Origin of the sequence: Anaerococcus tetradius (genome assembly GCF_947087635.1) — a bacterium.
In the GTDB taxonomy this organism is placed as follows: Bacteria; Bacillota; Clostridia; order Tissierellales; family Peptoniphilaceae; genus Anaerococcus; species Anaerococcus tetradius.
Map to the genome: position 1 here is coordinate 1 of NZ_CAMUDP010000021.1, position 18234 is coordinate 18234.

Genomic DNA, 18234 nt, shown 5'->3' on the forward strand with positions numbered 1-18234 from the left:
CAGAAAAAAAGTGATGAGCAGAATAGATTTACCTATTCTGCAACATCACCTTTTGTGGAATTAAATATTGAATTGATTTTTCAAGATATTGAGATTGTTTACTATTTCTTCTGTGAGATCATCAAAGCTTAGTAATTTATCTATGTCTTTTTTAGCTTCTCTTATATTACCAAGGCTTAGATTTATTTGTATTTTATTGTAGGATAGCCTTGGGTCTTCTGGAAATTTTTTTAATCCTTCTCCTATTATTATCAAGGCTTTTTCTATATCTTTGTTTAGGTATAGACTTATAGCGTAGTCATTGTATAATTGTCTAAATTCTCCTCCTTCATTTAAGGCATTTTGGAAGGCCAGGATGGAGTTTTCGTATTGATTTATATTTTGATAGGCTACTGCAAGATAATAATAGGCATCTGCCCTCTTGTGTTTAGAAAGAATTTCTGTAAGTTTTATTATTGCTTGATTGTAGTTGCTTTTTCCTATATAGTAGAGAGCTTCTTCTATATCTGCATTGTCATTTATTTCTCTTAGCTTATCTCTTACTTCTTCTTTAGCTATTTCTGAGTCAGTTTTCGCCAAGGCCTGGTTATAGTAATTTCTGGCTTTGAGATATTCGCCAAGATTTGCGTAGATGTTTGCTAATTCGTAGTAACTTATAGCAAAGTTCTCATTTTTTTCAATTATTTCTTGGAGGATTCTCAAGGCTTCTTTTACAAAATCATCTTTTTCTTTTATATTATCGTCATAGGCTTTTGGCCATAAGAGCCTTGCATAGTTATAAGAGTTAAATTCATCCAAGGGGTTGAGGATGTAACCTGCCCTTAATAGTAAGAGAGCCTTGTCTCTATCATCATCCATTGCTTTTATTGCACGGTCTGCACTAAAGGCGGTTATATCTTTGAGATAATGATTTAGTACGTTGATATATTCGTAGTTGTGGAGAAAGTCTTGGTCAGATCCTATATTTATAAGCATTCCTTCAAGAATTATATCAAGGTTGATTTTATTTTCCATATCCCCACTTTGAACTCCCTCTTTCATGTCTTTTAGATATATTGGTAGGGGTATTTCTTTTAGTAGTTCATAACTTGCTGATTCTTTTAGTTCGATATAGCCAAGTTTGTCGACAAATTTTCTAAAGTAATTATCTAAGTTCAATTTTTTATCCTCTCATAAATTTTCTTTGCCTATATGGATGCTCGTCTATATATTTAAAAAGATGGCCCCTAAAGACTGAGAAGAATGTATGAATTAGAGCTAATATTAGGCTTATATATAGATTTCTTATGCCTATTATTGTATTGGCTCCAAGTTTTAGGCCAAGATAGCTTTCTATGCCTATGAAAATTATAGCGTATATTCCATAGGTTAGAGGGTTATCTAGGACGAATTTTACTGATGATTTTAAGGCTTCTAGTCCTGTCTTGTTGTTGATATAGACTTCTTCTAAGATTGGTGAGCTTAAAACTTTTACTATAAAGAAAACTAGCATCTCTCCCCTAGGATTTGCCCCCATAGTTAGTAGGTTTACTCCAAGTTTTACTATATATAGGTAAAACAAAGCACTTATCAAGGGTTGAAAGAATATGCTAATTGAGTTTCCTATTGATTTCTTACCAGGGTTGCCATAGACTACAACAGATCTTAGGGCTTGGGCTATATAGCAAAGGATTAATACATCTATGATGTAATTAAGTAATCCTACAAAGCTTCCACCACCTACTAGGCCGATTATATTTTTTACGTCCAAAAATGTTCTTATGAAGATGAAAATAAAGGCTAGGTAAAGTTTCCTTATCTTCGAGAAGGTATTTCTAAAAGCATATGAGGAAACTTGGATGAAGTCTGTTATCCTATCTTTCATTACATTTTCTCCACGGTCTTTATTCCCAATAGACCTAGACCTATTTTAATTACTAGTGAACTAGCATAAGTTAAGGCAAGTCTTTCTTCCTTGACTTCTTTATCTTCAACATTTACTTGACAAGTATTGTAGAATTTGTTGAAGTTTTTGGCAATTTCAGTTAAGTGTCTTGTAATTAGGGATGGCTCATATTTTTCGCAAGCTTTGATTACTATATCCTTGAAATTTGCTAGAGATTTTACTAGGGCAAATTCTTCATCGCTAGTAATCTTAGTAAAGTTCATCTTCTCTGCTTTTTCAAATCCAGCCTTCCTTAGGACTGACTTAGCCCTTGCGTAAGTATATTGAATGTAAGGGCCTGTTTCTCCATCAAAGTTTAGGACCTCGTCCCAATCGAAGACATAATCCTTAATTCTGTTGTTGTAAAGTTCTTGGAATTTCACTGCGCCAATTCCAACAATCTTTGCTGTTTCTTCTATATCTTCAATTTCTGTATGACGACTTTCCATGACTTCTTTAGTTTTTTCTATTGCCTTGTTTAGCACATCTTCAAGGAAAACTACCTGACCCTTTCTTGTTGATAGGGTTTGATCTTTTAGGCTTACCATGCCAAAAGATACGTGTTTACAATCTTTGTAGAAGTCGTATCCCATTAGTTTTAGGATAGCGAATAGTTGGTCGAAGTGTAGGTTTTGTTGAGTCGCTACAACATAGAGATTTTTGTCAAAATCATAGACTTTTTTCCTATTTATAGCTGTAGCTATATCTCTTGTTATATAGGCTGATGAGCCATTGGATTTGATAACTATTGAAGGTGGTAGGTCAAATTCAGAAAGGTCGACTATTAAAGCCCCATCTGATTCCACTAGCAAGTCCTTCTCCTTCAATTCTTCTATTACTTTAGGAATAAACTCTGAGTGATAGGCTTCTCCATTGTAATTGTCGAAGTCTATGTCGAGCATCTTGTAGACCCTATCAAATTCCTTGAAGGAAATTTCCTTAAACCATGACCAAAGTCTTACCGCTTCTTCTTGTCCATCTTCGAGATTTTTAAATTCTAATCTCGCATCTTCCTTCATTTTTTCGTCATTTTCAGCCTCTGTGTTGTATCTTACATAAAGATTTAGGAGCTCTTTTATTGGGCTTTTTCTTAGTTTATCATCATCTCCCCAGAGCTTGTAGGCTTTAATCATAGTTCCAAATTGGGTTCCATAATCTCCTATATAGTTACTTGCAATTGTATTGTATCCTAAGAATTTGTGGATATTTCTTAAGGCATCTCCTATAACAGTTGATCTGATATGACCAATGTGGAAGGGTTTAGCTATATTTACAGAGGAAAACTCAACTACTATATTTTTGCCCTTGCCTATATCAGAGCTTGCGTACTTTTCTTTTTTTTCTATTATTTCATTTAGAGTTTCTTCTTCAAACATTTTTCTGTCTACATAGAAATTTACATAGGCATTTAGGTTTTCTATTTTTTCAAAAGCTTTAAGGTCCAAGGAGCTTGCCAACTCTTCAGCTATTATAGCTGGATTTTTTCTCATAGTCCTAGCAAGGCTAAAGCATGGGAAGGAATAATCTCCCATGTTGTCTTGGGGTGGTATTTCTATTAGCTTATAGATTTCATCAAAAGTTAAACCTATGTCCTTTTTTTCTAATTCTTTTGCAATATTTTCTTTAAAATCAGTCATTTTGCCTCTCTATCCAAATGTTACTATAGTAACTCCATATCCGCCTTCCTTGTCATCGCCGAATCTGAAGTCTTGTATTCTCTTATCACCTTCTAGAATTTCTCCTACACCCTTTATCAAGGCGCCAGTTCCTTTTCCATGGATGATTTTGGCCTTCGAAAGACCAGCAAGCATGGCATCATCAAGGTACTTATCTAGATTTCTCATAGCCTCGTCATATCTTTGACCCCTAAGGTCTAGGCTTGGAGATATGTGCATGGCTTTTTTAGTATTATACACTTTCGTGATTTTTTTTTCTGTTTGATTGTCGCCTTTTATCTTTGTTACATTCTTGATGTTAGAATCCATTTTGAGAATCCCCATCTGAACTTTGATATTTCCATTTTTGTCAGGTAGGCCTATTACCTCTGCCTTCTCATTAAGACCAGCTATCAAGACAAAATCTCCTAGTTTTAGCTTATCAGGAGCATTTTTTGATAGTTTAGTCTTTAGAGATGCTCCCTCTCTTTCGATACGACCTTCCTTGTATTTGTTTCTAATCTTATTTAATGACCTATCAATATCGGAAGTATTGGCATTTCTTGATTTCTTGGCCTCCTTGAGCATCTCCTGACTTTTCTTGTTGGCCTTATCTAGGATAGCATTAGCCTTATCTTCAGCTTTTCTAATTATATCTTCTTCTTTTTTATCAAGCTTTTTCGATTTTTCTTTAAGCTCGTTTCTAATGCTGGCTATCTCTTTCTTGTATTCGTCAATTTGTCTATTCTTATCTTCGATTTTTTTCTTGTCTATTTCGATTTCTGCCAAAATCTTGTTTATATTTCTAGTATCTTCGCCAATAAGGCTCTTGGCTTTTTTTAGTATTTGAAGGGGTAGGCCAAGTCTTTTGGAAATCTCAAAGGCATTGGACTTACCAGGAGTTCCTATCTCAAGCTTATAGGTTGGTGATAGGCTATCGACATCAAATTCTACCGAAGCATTCATAACAGCTTCTGTCTCAACTGCATAATATTTTAATTCGCTATAATGGGTTGTGGCAAAAGTCATGACCTTCTTTTCAGTTAGGAAGTCTAGGATAGAAATAGCAAGGGCTGCCCCTTCTACAGGATCTGTACCCGAACCTATTTCATCAAGTAAGACCAAGGAGTCTTTTGTAGCTTCCTTTATTATCTTAACTATATTAGTGAGGGATGCAGAAAATGTAGATAGACTCATCTCTATTGATTGGGTATCTCCTATATCTAAGAAAATATCATCGAAGATACAAAGTTTACTTCCCTCCATGGCTGGAATAAATAGACCTGTCTGAGCCATAGCGCTTATAAGACCTACCGTTTTTAGACTTACAGTCTTTCCTCCAGTGTTAGGACCTGTAATAATAAGAGTTCTATAGTCCCCTCCGATTCTTACATCAATAGGAACGACTCTGCCTGTTAAAAGTGGGTGTCTCGCTTCTTTAAGGTCTAGAATTTTCTCGTCGCTAATAATAGGTAGGCTGTATTCATTTTCAAGGGCAAATCTTGCCTTGGCTTGCAAAAAATCAATCCTTGCTATTAGTTTCTGATTTTCTAAAAGCTCCACATCAAAAGCTTGGGCGATTCTTGATAATCTATCTAAGATTTTTCTGATTTCATCTTCTTCCTTAATTTCCAAATCTCTTAGTTGGTTATTAAGCTCGACTATGGCAGCAGGTTCAATAAATAAGGTGTTGCCAGAAGCTGACTTATCATGGACAATTCCTCCGATTACAGCTCTCTTGTTGGTCTTTACTGGAACGACGTATCTGCCATCTCTCACAGAAACTACGTTATCTTGGAGGGCATCGGCGTATTTAGAATTTGTTATATAAGAATTGAGTTTATTTCTTATATCGCCTTCTTTTCTTTGCTTTTGACGTCTTATATTTCTTAAAGTAGCTGATGCATTGTCTGATATTTCCTCTTCATTGATTATTGACCTGTCTATTTCATTTTTTAGAAAATCATTACTTGAAATTCGGTCGAAAATATCAGCCATAAGGGGATCTTCTATGTTTGACCCATAGTCTTTCAGATAATCAGAAACCCTAAGCAGGTCTAAAATTTTTAGTAAGTCTTTTGCTTCGAGTATTCCATTTTTTCTGATATAGGCAACTATCTCTCTAAGGTCATAGAGACCGAAAAGGTCAATATTTCCATTTTTTCGAACAAGCTCTAGCATGGAAGAAGCATAAGTTAGCTCTTCTCTTATATAAGTAGGATCTTCGTAGGGTCTAAGCTTTAGAATTTCTTCTTTTACAAGGCTAGACCTAGCACAAGCTGCCAATCTTTCCAGGATTTTTTCATATTCTAAAACTGTTAAGCTTTTTTCTTGCATTAAATAACACCTCTATCATAATTTATATTATCGAAAGACTTATTTTTGTAATAACTATCCAAATCCCTATCAGAAAAAACTGAAAGCAAGAGAGAAATTTCCGGATCAAATTTCTTAAAATCTACCTTGCTTGCGTATTTAGGATAAATTACTGAAAGATTATTTCTCCTTCTAACAAGGAGGCTTGTAGAATTATCATTTACCATTTCCCCATCCCTAAACTTGCAAGTCTCACATCCTTTAAGAGAGCAGGATTTAAGGGCAGAAAAAGGGCAATGACGCATATTCATAAGCTCAATTCTCCCATAAGCAAGGGCTTCTATCGGGAAGTATTTGCCATTACTATTTATTGAATCAAAATCAGCCTCAACAGATGAGCTAATCATCTCAGCAAATTTATTGTAGAAGGCAAAAGTCGCCCTATTAAAGACATTTAAGTATCTTCCTATCCTAATAGCTATGCCATTTTCCCTGAATTTATCAATAAAGGCTAAGTCTCTATAATTGTTAAAGATAACTCCCTTGATAGACTTATCCTTGATATTTTTGATAAGCTCATCTATATCGTAGTCCTTGTGAGAGTTGAGATTTAGATAGAGACTTAGGCCCTGGTAGTCTTTCTTGTATTCTTCTATATAAATATCATCGAAATCCCTAAGCCTTTTTGGGTCGACCTCTCCTTTTACTTCTATATTTATTTCTCGCTTTTTCTTTTTCATCTTAGGGAAAGCTTTAAGATCGATTTTTATATCAGCTCTGTGGTAAGTTTTGAGAATTTCTTCCTTGAGATGATTAATCCCCTGGCGTCTAAGCTCATTGATATCCTTTTTTCTAATAAAAATCTGAGGATCCATTTCTATTTCAATCTTTCTAGGCTCATAGATTTCATCACCAAACTTAGAAAGATTTTGTCTAATATCATCCTCACTTAGAGAAATATTTTTAGCCTTAGCAATTTTTTCATCTAATTCATAAGAAATATGCCAAGACTCATGGCTTAGGTCTATCCTAGGCTTTTTGCCGATTTTTCCTGTAAATTTGATGTCTATGGGAAGATTTTTGTAGGAGACCAAGGCCTCATTCATTTTTTCTTCTAGGCTTCTTGATGAAAGCATGAGGATATCCGAACCAACTCTTGCATCCTTGTACTTATCTAGGTAAATCTTGGAGTTTTTCTTATAAGACCTAGTTGTTGTAAGGGGAAGTTTCTTTCCCCTTATGGTTTCTACTTGGAGGTTATCTCCAAGGAGGAGGTCAGAATTGTTTATAAAATATTTTTTATTATTTTCTTCACAAACCTTACCTACAGGCCTGTGCTTATTATCCTTTTCTAGGTTTATATAGGCCTTGTTTTGATGGAAGATAAAACCTTGAGTGTAGCCCCTGTTAGAAATATCCCTAAGTTTATTTTTATCATAGGAGCCCTTATCAATTTTATCCCTATAGGCTTTAACAGAAGTAAAGACATATTCGCTAGTCTTCATTCTTCCTTCGATTTTTAGGCAGTCTATACCAAGCTCTAGAAGTTCATCTAGCCTGTCAATTACATTTAGGTCTTTCATATTTAGGAAGTAATCCTTAGAAAGAACCTTCCCGTCGGAAACAAGCTCATATTTCTGCCTGCAAATACCTGCACACCTACCCCTATTGGCTGAACGAGCACCGAAGTATGAACTCATCAAGCACTCACCTGAATAGGATACACAAAGTGACCCATGGACGAAGACTTCCTTTTCTACATCTAACTTTGCAATTTTTCTCAACTCTTCGATAGGAGTTTCCCTTGCTATAACAACCCTATCAAAACCCAAGTCCATCAGAGCCTTGGCTCCATGATAATCTCTTACAGCCATCTGAGTTGAAGCATGAAGGTCCATACCCCTTAGCTTATCCTTCAGAATGGTAAATAAGCCTAGGTCTTGGATAATAAGGCCATCTACCCCCAATTGATAAAGCCTTTGGGCGTAGCTAATAGCTTTTTCCAACTCCTCATCCTTAATTAGGATGTTCATGGCGATAAAAACTTTTTTGCCAAAAAGATGGATCAGATCTATAAAGAATCCAACATTTTCTATATCGAAATTTTTTGCATAGGCACGAGCTCCGAAATCATCAACTGCCAAGTAGAAGCTATCAGCCCCTCCTGCAAGACCTGCATAAAGCATATCGGCATTGCCAACAGGGGCTAGGATTTCAGTTTTAGCCATTAAAGCTTTCCTTTCAACATATCATTTTCTTTACTTAGGTCCATCACCTCTACTTGGAGCCTTTTTACTTCATTTTTGAGTTTTTCGATTGTTTCTCTTGAATTTCTATACTTATTTAGGCTGTGCCCTAGCTTAGTATTTTCAATTTTTAAATCTGACATAGCTTTAGTGTTCTTCTCATTTTCATCTAAAAGCTTCTTATTTTCTTCTTTCAATTTTTCCACTTCTTCTTTGATAGTTGGATAGTACTTGCAAGGCTCTTCGCTTTTTTCTTTTAGGCTATCGTACTGTTTCGAAAGCTTATAGAAATCATCTGTGATATTTAATCCAGCCAATACTAGTTGCCTATCAAAAGTAAGCCTGTTAGATTTTACTTCTTGTATTTTCCCATCAAATATTTCTGCTATATCTTTTATATTATCCTTCGCTTCGTCAGTAACAAGGGTATAAGTCTTGCCTGCTATTTTGACATCAACCTTATATTCGCTCAAATTTCACTCCTAACTTCGTAAAACTATTTCTTCTTTTTCTAGTTCTTCTAGTATCTTCTTTTCAATTTTTCCTATATCTTTATCCTTGAGTGTCCTGTCATTTGCCCTATATAGGACCTTGTAGGAGATTGACTTCTTATCTTCTTCTATGTGCTCACCTGTATAGATATCAAACAAGCTAATCTTAGCTACAAGACCTTGGCCATTTTCCCTGATAGTATTTTCTATAAGCTCTGCTTCCAAATTCCTATCGCATACGAAAGAATAATCCCTTTCTATGGCTGGGAATTTGCCTATAGCCTTATACTTTCTTTCGACTACTCTTTTATCTTCAATCTTTGCAAGATTGATTTCAAGAATTAGAGCACCCTTATCTATATCATACTCATCTCTTACTTCGTAAGAAATCTCACCCATTATACCGATTTTTTCACCATCAAAGTAGATATCAGCACATCTTCCCCTATGGAAAGCGTAAGTATTTTCATTAGCCTTGTAATTAAAGCCTTCAAAGCCTACACCAGCCATAACTTCTGTGAAGAAATCCTTTAGGTCATAGAAGGAATAATTTCCATAAAGTCCCATGGTGAGGGTTATATTTTCTTTTGGAAGAAGGTCGGAGGTCTTTTCGAAAGTCCTATCGAGTTCGAAAAATCTCATGTCCTTTTGACCATATTTGATATTTTTGGCGATTACATCTAGCATGGAAGGAATTTGACTAGTCCTCATTACTGAATAATCTTCTCCCAGCGGATTGATTAGCTTAATATAATTTCTAAGTGGTGAAGACTCATCAATGCCAAGCCTATCATATTCTTTTGGAGAGATGAAAGAATAGGTTGCAAGTTCTGAGAATTTTTGACCAACAAGTTTTTGGCTGAGGTCATCTCTTAATAGTCTTCTCTTAGATCTTTCTCCTCTTTTTAGGGATGAAACTAGAGGAGCACTTTCGATATTACCCATGCCGTAAAGCCTTACAACTTCTTCGATTAGGTCAGCTTCAATATCTATATCGCTTCTAAAATAAGGAACCCTTACCCTAAGAGTTTCATCATCGAGTTTTTCCACCTCAAATTCTAATAACTCTAGATTTCTAATGGCTGTATCTAGATTAAAGTCAACTCCTGTAAGCATCCTTAGTCTCTTTAGTCTTAGATCTACAGTTTTTTCCTTCTCTTTCTTTTCTCCTAAGTCGAAAGAACCTCCAACTACTTCTCCAATTCCTAAATCACAAATTAACTTCATTGCTCTTTTTGAAGCAAAGTCTGCCATTTCAACAGAAATGCCTTTTTCAAACCTAGAACTTGCTTCACTTCTAAGGCCTAGAGTCTTAGATGACTTTCTAATATTTGAAGCATCGAAGTTTGCAACTTCAAGAAGGATATTTTGAGTATCATCTGTTACCTCTGAATCCATACCACCCATTATACCAGCAAGACCTATAGCTTCCTTGCCATCAGCTATAACAAGCATTGAGGAATCTAATTTTCTATCTACCCCATCTAGGGTCTTTAGGATCTCGCCTTCTTTTGCATCTCTAACTATAATTTTTTTATCGGCTAACTTGTCTAGGTCGTAAGCGTGGAGGGGTTGACCAGTTTCTAGCATTACGAAGTTTGTAATATCCACTATGTTATTGATTGGTCTCATACCAGCAAGCATTAGGTAGTTTTGTAGCCATTGAGGAGATTTTCCTATCTTGACATTTTTGACAACTCTTGCCACAAAGCGCTTGCAAGATTTGCTTAAAATTTCTATGCCCTTTGAATAATCTTTAATGTCCTCATCATTAGCGCAAAAGTCTAGGCTTGGATAGGTGATTTTTTCTCCAAAACTTGCAGCAGACTCCCTTGCCATTCCTATAATAGAAAGACAATCGGCTCTATTTGGCGTAATTTCATATTCAATAACTGGAGTATTTGAGAATATGGCATCACTTAAAAGACTACCTGCTTCATATTCACCTTCAAGTACAATTACTCCCTCCCTAAGATCTTTTGGGATAACTGAATCATCATAGCCTAGTTCGCTATAGGCTGTAAGCATACCTTCAGATACAATTCCAAAAAAGTCGTGATCTTCTATGATAGTTCCATCGTCTAATTTTGTGCCTGATGTAATTACTGGTAGATAATCGCCCTTTTGGGTGTTTTTTGCATTAGTTATTATGGTTATCGGCTTATCTTTGCCTACATCTATAGTCAAAACTTGTAGCCTATCAGCTTCTGGATGCTTTTTTTGATCGATAACGTGACCAATAAGGACTCCATCAAGCTTACTAGTGTGGATTGTAACTTCCTCAACGTGAGAGCCAGTTTCTGATAATCTATCTGTTATAGTTTTAAGGTCTTTATCAATTTTTACATAATCTTTTTGCCATATTAAAGGTACTAACATATTTCCTCCTAGAATTGTTCTATAAATCTCTTGTCATTATCGTAAAGAAGTCTTATATCATCAAGTCCGTATTTAACCATGGCAATTCTATCGACTCCTAGTCCAAAGGCAAAGCCTGTATATTTTTCACTGTCAATTCCACAAGCTTCGAGGACATTTGGATGAACCATTCCACCACCTAAAAGCTCCATTGACCAACCGGTATTTCCGCAAGCAGGACATCCTTCTCCCTTACAAGTTGGGCAGGTTACATCTACTTCTAGACTAGGCTCTGTAAATGGGAAGTGGTGAGGACGATATCTTAGTTTCATTTCATCACCAAACATTTCCTTTATAAAGGTCTCAAGGGTTGCCTTTAGATTAGCCATTGAAACATTCTCATCAACTACCAAACATTCTAATTGGTGAAACATTGGTGAGTGGGTTGCATCTACTTCGTCATTTCTAAATACTCTTCCTGCTGAAACCATCTTGATTGGAAGTTTTCCCTCATTCATAACCCTAATTTGCATACTTGAGGTGTGAGGTCTAAGGAGGACTTCATCGTTGATGTAGAAGGTATCTGATGTAGACCTTGCTGGGTGGTCTTCTGGTGAGTTTAGATCATCGAAGACATATTTTACAGTGTCAACTTCTGGTCCTTCTACTACATCAAAGCCCATGTTTTGGAAGATTGATTCTAATTCTTCCATGGTTTGATTGATAACTGCAAGATGACCTGATTCGAACTTATCGAAATGAGCAGTTACGTCAATTTTTTCTGCCTTAACTTTTTCACTTAGGAGTTTTTCGTTAATTTCCTTATTTTTACTTGCTAATTTTTCTTCTATTTCCTTGCTGGTCTTGTTGATTAATTTTCCAGCTTCTGGTTTTTCTTCATTAGGAAGTTTGGCTATTGACTTCTTTAAGTCTGTTATCTCGCCTTTTTTTCCTAAGTATTTGATTCTTAATTTTTCTAAGTCATCTAGGGACTTTGCATCTACTATCTCTTGGGCGAAAGTTTCTAAAACTTTCTTTAAATTTTCTTCCATTTTTCCTCCAAATAAAAAAATCCGCCCTCAAAAGGACAGATATTTCTGCGGTACCACCTTAATTGATTTATAAAATAAATCCACTCAAAACTTTAACGCAAGTCTAAACGTATCGATTACTATTTTCATCTCAAACTTCATCGGTGAACATCTCTAGTCGTTACTTAAAAGGCTCTCAACATCCCTAATTTGCTGTATAAGAATAACTAAAGTCTTTCCGAATCACAAGCTAGTGTATTCATCATTATGCTAGCTGCTATGGCTGCATTCAAAGACTCTATTTGTCCTTGCATGGTAATTTTAACGAACGAGTCAGTAAGAGACCTTAAAAAATCGCTTAGACCATTGGCTTCGTTGCCAATAGCAAGGATAATATTTTCTAAAGAAGCATCATACTTTCTGACGTCACAGCCTTGCATATGACTAGCTAAAAATTTATATCGTGATTTAAGATTTACTATTTCATCATTGGATAATTTTACGAGCTTTAGTCTAAAAACAGAACCCATAGAAGCCCTCAAGGACTTTTCGTTGTAGATATCTACGCATCCTTCTGTTAGGATTATATCATTAAAGCCAAAGGCTTCAGCCGACCTAATCATAGTTCCCATATTGCCCGGGTCATTGATATGGTCTAGGAGAAGAACTCTATTAGATGAGATTTCTTCTTCTTTTTTCTTCCTAACAACTGCTCCAAAACCGTCTGGTGATTTTAATTCGCTTAGCTTATTAAACAAACTTTCGTCAAAAACCACTAAGGGAAAATCACAAGCGAGGTCTAGGCCCTCTCTGATAAAGATAAATTCTATATCAAGAGATGACTTAATGGCCTCTTCTACTAATTTCTTAGATTCTATTACGAATAAATCTTCCTTATCTCGATATTTTTTATTTCTAAGTTTATTTATTAATTTAAACTTTGGATTTTGTACCGAATTAATTATCATTTAGCTTTTTATTTAGCTAATTCTACTAATTTAGCAAATTCTTCTGGGTTGTTAATAGCAAGCTCTGCAAGCATCTTTCTGTTGATTTCGATGTTTGCTTTCTTTAGGCCACCCATAAGTTTAGAATAGCTTGTTCCATTAAGTCTTGCTGCTGCATTGATTCTTGCAATCCAAAGTCTTCTGAAGTCTCTTTTTCTATGTTTTCTTCCGATGAAAGCGTAAGCTAGAGATTTCATTACAGCTTGATTAGCTGTTTTGAATAGAAGGCTTTTTGAACCATAGTATCCTTTTGCTTGTTTTAAAACTTTTTTGTGTCTTTTTTTAGCGTTAACTGCTCTTTTTACTCTTGCCATCTATATCCTCCTATGCACCGATCATGCTTCTAACGTTTTTCATCTCTGATGATGAAACAATTGTAGCTTTTCTTAGTCTTCTTTTTCTATTTGGTGATTTCTTAGCTGTAAGGTGTCCCTTGTAAGCTTTTCTTCTCATGATTTTTCCGCTGCCTGTAACTTTGAATCTTTTAACTGCAGCTCTTCTTGTTTTATTCTTATTTGCCATATTACTCTCCTTTTTCATCATTAGGTTCTAGGAACATTACTAGGGATCTTCCTTCCATCTTTGGGCTTTTTGTAAGCTTGCAGGAATCTCCAAGCATTTGCTTAAACTTTTCCATCAATTCATAGCCAGGTTCCTTACGACCTAGCTCTCTTCCACGGAATCTTATAGAAACTTTTACTTTATCCCCGTTGTTTAAGAATTTTTTGCTTTGATTTGCTTTGGTTTGCAAATCATTATCTTCTATATTAAGAGAAAATCTTGTTTCTTTAAGTTGAATATTCTTTTGTTTTTTTCTATTCTCTTTTTCTTTTTTCTCTTGATCATATTTGAACTTACCATAATCCATGATTCTGGTAACAGGTGGCTTAGCATTTGGGCTCATCAAAACTAGATCAAGCTTTTTATCATAAGCCATATCTAGGGCTTGATTGTAGTCCACTATTCCAACTTGATTTCCATTTTCGTCAATCAGTCTTACTTGCTTCGCTCTAATCTCTTCATTTATTCTTAAATCTTTTATAAGTATACCTCCATGTATTCACATAAAAAAAGCGGGCACAAAGTACCCGTTCCAATTTATAATTAATCTTCTAATTAAAAATTATTAACCTGAAAACACTAGTCGGCAGGTGAGTTGGGTACTTCTTCGTTGTCTATGTCATAGATAATACCACAACTCCCAAGCTTTGTCAACTATAAATTATTCTCAATCATCACTTACCAAAAAATCTCTAAGCTCCTTAGTCAAATGATCATTTATAAGGTCGAGATTCTTGTGTAAGTACTCTCTTTCTTTTTTAGTAAGATCTGCCCTTACGCTCTTTAATACCTTATCTGTAAACTTGTTTTTTCTATCTCTATATACGAAATACTTATCTGTTAGGTTGACATGGGTTTGCCTTCCATCTGTATCAGACCTTGTCTTTGCTACATAGCCTTTTTTCTGCAAGATATTTATCTTATATGATACATTGGGTTGAGATATACAAAGAAAGTTTACCAAGTCATTTATAGTTGGCTTATCCAAGTATTCTATAATCTCTAAAATCATTCCCTCATCTATTGTAAGTGAAAATTTATGACCTTCGTAGTTTTTAAATATCGATCTATAAAAGTATAGTTTCGTTTTCTTTACAATTTCTTCCAAAATATTATCTTTATTTGACTTAAACATTTAGCTCTCCTCAATAAGTCATATTAATGCATCAGAGAAATTTTCTCCATATTATTCTAATTTCAAAAATCCAAAACCGAGTAAGCCAGGACCTGTATTTGCGCCGAGAGTTGGTGAAATTTGGTCTTTTATGAAAAGACTTGCACCATCAATAAACTCCTTTAAGACCTCTTCAAGCTTCATCGCCATATCGAAGCTATCCCCATGAGCTATAAAGAAATAGTATTCCTTGGCGCCTTCCAAGTTTTCCTTGGCTATATTATAAAATTGTTTAAAAACTTTTTTCTCACCCCTTACAATCTTTAACAGATTAAATTTGGCATTTTCTGGACTAACGCTTATGATTGGTTTAACAGATAAGGCATCTGAAATCTTACCAAAAGTCTTTGGAACTCTACCACCTTCGATTATATATTTGAAAGTTTCTAAGGTGAAAAACACCCTAGCGTTATCACGTAATTTCTCCAAAGAAAGCTTTATTTCTTCAAAACTTTTACCCTCATCCACTAATTTTTTCGCATGAAGAGCAAGCATACCCTCAGCTAGGGTTAAGTTTTTACTATCAAAGGCAAAAGTTTCTATGCCTTCTGCTTCTAGCATATCGCATAAATTAAAAGTACCAGAAAACTTACTTCCTAAACAAATGATAATTAGCTTATCGTAACCATCATCCTTGATTTTTTCAACCAAGGCCATTATATCCCCTGGTGCTGGAAGACTAGTTTTTGGCAAATAATTTTCGCTTTTTATGTAAGCATAGAATTCTTCTGGGCTTATATCTATCCTATCTTTTAAAAATTTATCCTTTATATTAACATATAAAGGCATATAATATATGCCCTTTTCTTCCGCCAAAGATGGGGAAATGTCCGCCGCTGAATCTACCATTATTGCTATCTTTTCCATAATTTCTCCTATCGCTTTTCTAATCTTATTCTAGTGTACAAATTACTCAACAAGGAAATAGTTAAAAAATACATCCCCTTTTCATGTTTATCCTTAAATTTTAAATCGATGAGGGTTCTATCTTTATCTTTAAAAAGGAAATCTCGACACCTAGAAAAAATCTCAACAAAATCATCATAAACTTCCTTAACCTCAAAATACTCAACTTCTATCTTAACAGCCTTGGCTATATAATCAATAGAAAGAACTTGCTTGTAGACGAATATAACGATAATCTGTCCAATATGTTCCCTATAATACTTCTTGTTAATAGGTTCCTTTATGTAAGATAGTTTGACGTAATTATTAATCATAGCAGGAGATATAGGATTATCTTCCCCTATAAAGAGGTCTTTGATAGTTTTCTCAATAAAGTTTATGACTTCCGTCATATATAAACCAGCATTTGGAATCTCGTCCCAGCTTGGTAAGTTTATTTTTTTTATTTTTTCAATTTCGTCCATAAACACCTTAACATTTTTAATTATACCACCATCTAGTTTCAATTACTAGATGTTTATTCTTCATCCATATCTATCACAAAGGCTTGATTATCCTCTATCAAAAAACGAACATCTGTATCATAATTTCCTAGATAATTCTTAAAATCCCTAGTGTCTTCAAGCTCATCACCAACATTTAGGGGAAAAAGTATTTGCGGATCTAAAACTTCTGTAAAGGCCCTAGCCCTCTCGTAAATTTTTTCTCCCCAATCTGTTTTTATAGGAAAAAATGAGAGATCTACATCCAGAAAGTCTTCATAAATATCAAATAGATAGTTGTTTACTTCCTCTAAGCTCCTTTGCCCTTCAGTAAAGAAACTATCCCCAGTATAGAATATTAGAAAGTCATAAATCCTAATAACAAGACTTAGACCTGTATCACTTTCCCCATAGGAAAATACATCCAAGTCCTTAGCTACTTTTATATTTTTGTATTCTTTTATAAAAGTAACATTCTTTTTCTTGTATAATTCCTTTAGCCTTTCTATGGAAAGCTCCTTGTTTTTTAGATATATAACCTTTCCATCACTACTATCATAGGCTATATCTGTTGCTAGCAGGTATTTGACATTGTTCATATCAAATAGTTTTAATATCTCTGGGCTATAGTGGCCCTTTTTCTTACTTGTAGCAAAAAAAACTAGCTTCTTATCATCCGGAATGTTTAATATTCCATTATAATAATCGAAAACTAAAAAATAGTCTCCGATTTCTAGACTATAGCAATTTTCTGCTACATAAGTTACTATTATCTCTTCATTCATATAGGACTCCCTTATTACTAATTATTATATACCCATTCTTGTTAAATTATAATTTATCGTATAATAAAATTGAATGATTGAAAGAAGGTAGTATGAAAAAAGAAATAAAAACTAATGCAATGAGAATTTTGGATAACTTAAATATTGAATATGAGCATGTAGATTATGATTTAGATGGAGAATTTACATCAGCAGTTGATATTGCAGAGAAAACTCACGAGGATGTTGATATAATCTATAAAACTCTAGCAACCCTTAGTAAGGATGGAGAAGTTTTTATCCTTGTAGTTCCAGCGGCTTCTACTATTGATTTCAAAAAAGCCAGCAAAGTATGCAAGGTTAAAAGCTTGAGTATGCTCCACCTAAAGGATTTGAAAAAAACTATAGGCTACGAAAGAGGTGCAACTACAGCCCTTGCTATGAAAAAAGATTATCCAGTTTTTCTAGATATAAGGGCAAAAGACCATGATATTATAAAAGTATCAGCTGGAAAAATCGGCCATGGCCTAAGGCTTAAACCTGATGATTTCCTAAGAGCTACTAAGGGAGCCTACGGCGATATTATAAATGAAATTGATTAAAGTCCTCGTTAACAAAAAAGTTGAAATTAAATATCAAACTACAGGAGAATTGGAAGAAAGATTAACTAAAAGCGAAAACGAGCTTTCGGGGGAGTGTCTTAAAGAAGTTAAGTTTATCATAAAGGATGATGATGAAAACAAAAGACTGAAGCTTCTAGTCATACTTTCACCAATATTTCTAGCTTCTTTTGATTCTTCCGAGGAAGAACTTGGATTTTTCAAAAAAAATTTAGAACATTCTAACTTCCCTTATGGCCTTTATCCCGAATTTTTTCCTTTTTCTGAAAATGACTACAGGTCTTTTTATAAAAATGCAGAAAACAAAGAGGATATTTACCTAAATAAGAATCAAGAAATAGAATTTTCCCTAAATCCCTTGCTAGACAAATATATCCTGGCTCTTGCTTATTTAATAGAGCATTTGATAGTTGATGATAAAAGTAGAGATGCCTTGCTAGATTATTTTAATGAAATTAGAAATGATATAGTCATAAATGGCAGAAGGTCAATACTTGCTAATGGTATCCAAGCCTTCTACCTATCCAAATATGTCCTAGTTTGGATGATGACTTTTTGTGAAAATTTGATGGAAGAAAAAGAAGGAGAATTATTCCTAGGGCCGATTTACCAAAGGATAAACTCCCTAAAAAGAGCTGATTTTTAAAAAAGCTTATAAGTCAATAAAGGATATTTTAAAAGCCTCGCAATAGCGAGGCT

18 protein-coding genes are annotated in these 18234 nt (G+C 34.6%); 2 read left to right on the top strand and 16 right to left on the bottom strand.

What is annotated here, in order from left to right:
- Window positions 1–60 precede the first annotated feature (60 nt).
- The 16 genes from P6936_RS07275 to P6936_RS07350 all read right to left on the bottom strand — a co-directional run bounded on the left by P6936_RS07275 (window position 61) and on the right by P6936_RS07350 (window position 16936).
- Window positions 61–1158 carry a tetratricopeptide repeat protein gene (locus P6936_RS07275; protein WP_004836946.1) on the bottom strand — a complete coding sequence of 366 codons (1098 nt, stop codon included), beginning with the start codon at window positions 1156–1158 and terminating at the stop codon, window positions 61–63.
- Between the two features lie 4 nt (window positions 1159–1162).
- Window positions 1163–1864, bottom strand: coding sequence for a hypothetical protein (locus P6936_RS07280; RefSeq protein WP_004836945.1), 702 nt, complete (start codon window positions 1862–1864; stop codon window positions 1163–1165).
- A complete protein-coding gene (argS, locus tag P6936_RS07285; RefSeq protein WP_004836944.1) occupies window positions 1864–3561 on the bottom strand; it encodes an arginine--tRNA ligase in 1698 nt (565 codons plus the stop codon). Before argS ends, P6936_RS07280 begins: the two co-directional genes overlap by 1 nt.
- A 9-nt stretch (window positions 3562–3570) precedes the next feature.
- A complete protein-coding gene (locus P6936_RS07290) occupies window positions 3571–5916 on the bottom strand; it encodes an endonuclease MutS2 (protein ID WP_276881252.1) in 2346 nt (781 codons plus the stop codon).
- On the bottom strand, window positions 5916–8123 hold the full coding sequence (locus tag P6936_RS07295) for a peptidase U32 family protein (RefSeq protein WP_276881253.1): 2208 nt from the start codon (window positions 8121–8123) through the stop codon (window positions 5916–5918). The genes P6936_RS07290 and P6936_RS07295 overlap by 1 nt, the downstream gene beginning before the upstream one ends.
- Entirely contained in the window at window positions 8123–8614 is a 492-nt protein-coding gene (locus P6936_RS07300; protein ID WP_276881254.1) for a cell division protein ZapA, read from the bottom strand. The genes P6936_RS07295 and P6936_RS07300 overlap by 1 nt, the downstream gene beginning before the upstream one ends.
- A gap of 9 nt (window positions 8615–8623) precedes the next feature.
- Window positions 8624–11011 carry a phenylalanine--tRNA ligase subunit beta gene (pheT, locus tag P6936_RS07305; protein ID WP_276881255.1) on the bottom strand — a complete coding sequence of 796 codons (2388 nt, stop codon included), beginning with the start codon at window positions 11009–11011 and terminating at the stop codon, window positions 8624–8626.
- An 8-nt stretch (window positions 11012–11019) separates the two neighbouring features.
- Complete coding sequence (gene pheS / locus P6936_RS07310; protein WP_276881256.1) at window positions 11020–12042, bottom strand: phenylalanine--tRNA ligase subunit alpha; 1023 nt, start codon at window positions 12040–12042, stop codon at window positions 11020–11022.
- 206 nt (window positions 12043–12248) lie between these two features.
- Complete coding sequence (locus P6936_RS07315; protein WP_276862714.1) at window positions 12249–12989, bottom strand: TrmH family RNA methyltransferase; 741 nt, start codon at window positions 12987–12989, stop codon at window positions 12249–12251.
- 8 nt (window positions 12990–12997) lie between these two features.
- Complete coding sequence (gene rplT, locus P6936_RS07320) at window positions 12998–13342, bottom strand: 50S ribosomal protein L20 (protein ID WP_004836937.1); 345 nt, start codon at window positions 13340–13342, stop codon at window positions 12998–13000.
- Window positions 13343–13352: 10 nt separating this feature from the next.
- Window positions 13353–13550: a 50S ribosomal protein L35 gene (gene rpmI, locus P6936_RS07325; RefSeq protein WP_040349447.1), complete on the bottom strand. Its 198-nt coding sequence runs from the start codon at window positions 13548–13550 to the stop codon at window positions 13353–13355.
- Between the two features lies 1 nt (window position 13551).
- Window positions 13552–14088, bottom strand: a complete 537-nt coding sequence (gene infC / locus P6936_RS07330) for a translation initiation factor IF-3 (RefSeq protein WP_040349446.1) — start codon at window positions 14086–14088, stop codon at window positions 13552–13554.
- A 168-nt stretch (window positions 14089–14256) separates the two neighbouring features.
- Window positions 14257–14724 (bottom strand): MarR family winged helix-turn-helix transcriptional regulator, encoded by a 468-nt coding sequence (locus P6936_RS07335; RefSeq protein ID WP_004836934.1) that lies wholly within the window; start codon window positions 14722–14724, stop codon window positions 14257–14259.
- A 51-nt stretch (window positions 14725–14775) separates the two neighbouring features.
- The gene (locus P6936_RS07340; protein ID WP_004836933.1) at window positions 14776–15630 is read right to left on the bottom strand and encodes a DegV family protein; all 855 of its coding nucleotides are present in this window, start codon (window positions 15628–15630) and stop codon (window positions 14776–14778) included.
- Window positions 15631–15638: 8 nt separating this feature from the next.
- Complete coding sequence (locus tag P6936_RS07345; RefSeq protein WP_040349445.1) at window positions 15639–16133, bottom strand: DUF1836 domain-containing protein; 495 nt, start codon at window positions 16131–16133, stop codon at window positions 15639–15641.
- A gap of 53 nt (window positions 16134–16186) precedes the next feature.
- Window positions 16187–16936: a hypothetical protein gene (locus P6936_RS07350; RefSeq protein ID WP_004836931.1), complete on the bottom strand. Its 750-nt coding sequence runs from the start codon at window positions 16934–16936 to the stop codon at window positions 16187–16189.
- A 92-nt stretch (window positions 16937–17028) separates the two neighbouring features.
- Here P6936_RS07350 and P6936_RS07355 point away from each other — a divergent pair, with 92 nt between their 5' ends.
- Together P6936_RS07355 and P6936_RS07360 are read left to right on the top strand one after the other, a co-directional pair.
- Window positions 17029–17517, top strand: coding sequence for an aminoacyl-tRNA deacylase (locus tag P6936_RS07355; protein WP_004836930.1), 489 nt, complete (start codon window positions 17029–17031; stop codon window positions 17515–17517).
- Window positions 17504–18181, top strand: coding sequence for a hypothetical protein (locus P6936_RS07360; protein ID WP_276881257.1), 678 nt, complete (start codon window positions 17504–17506; stop codon window positions 18179–18181). The genes P6936_RS07355 and P6936_RS07360 overlap by 14 nt, the downstream gene beginning before the upstream one ends.
- Window positions 18182–18234: the final 53 nt, after the last annotated feature.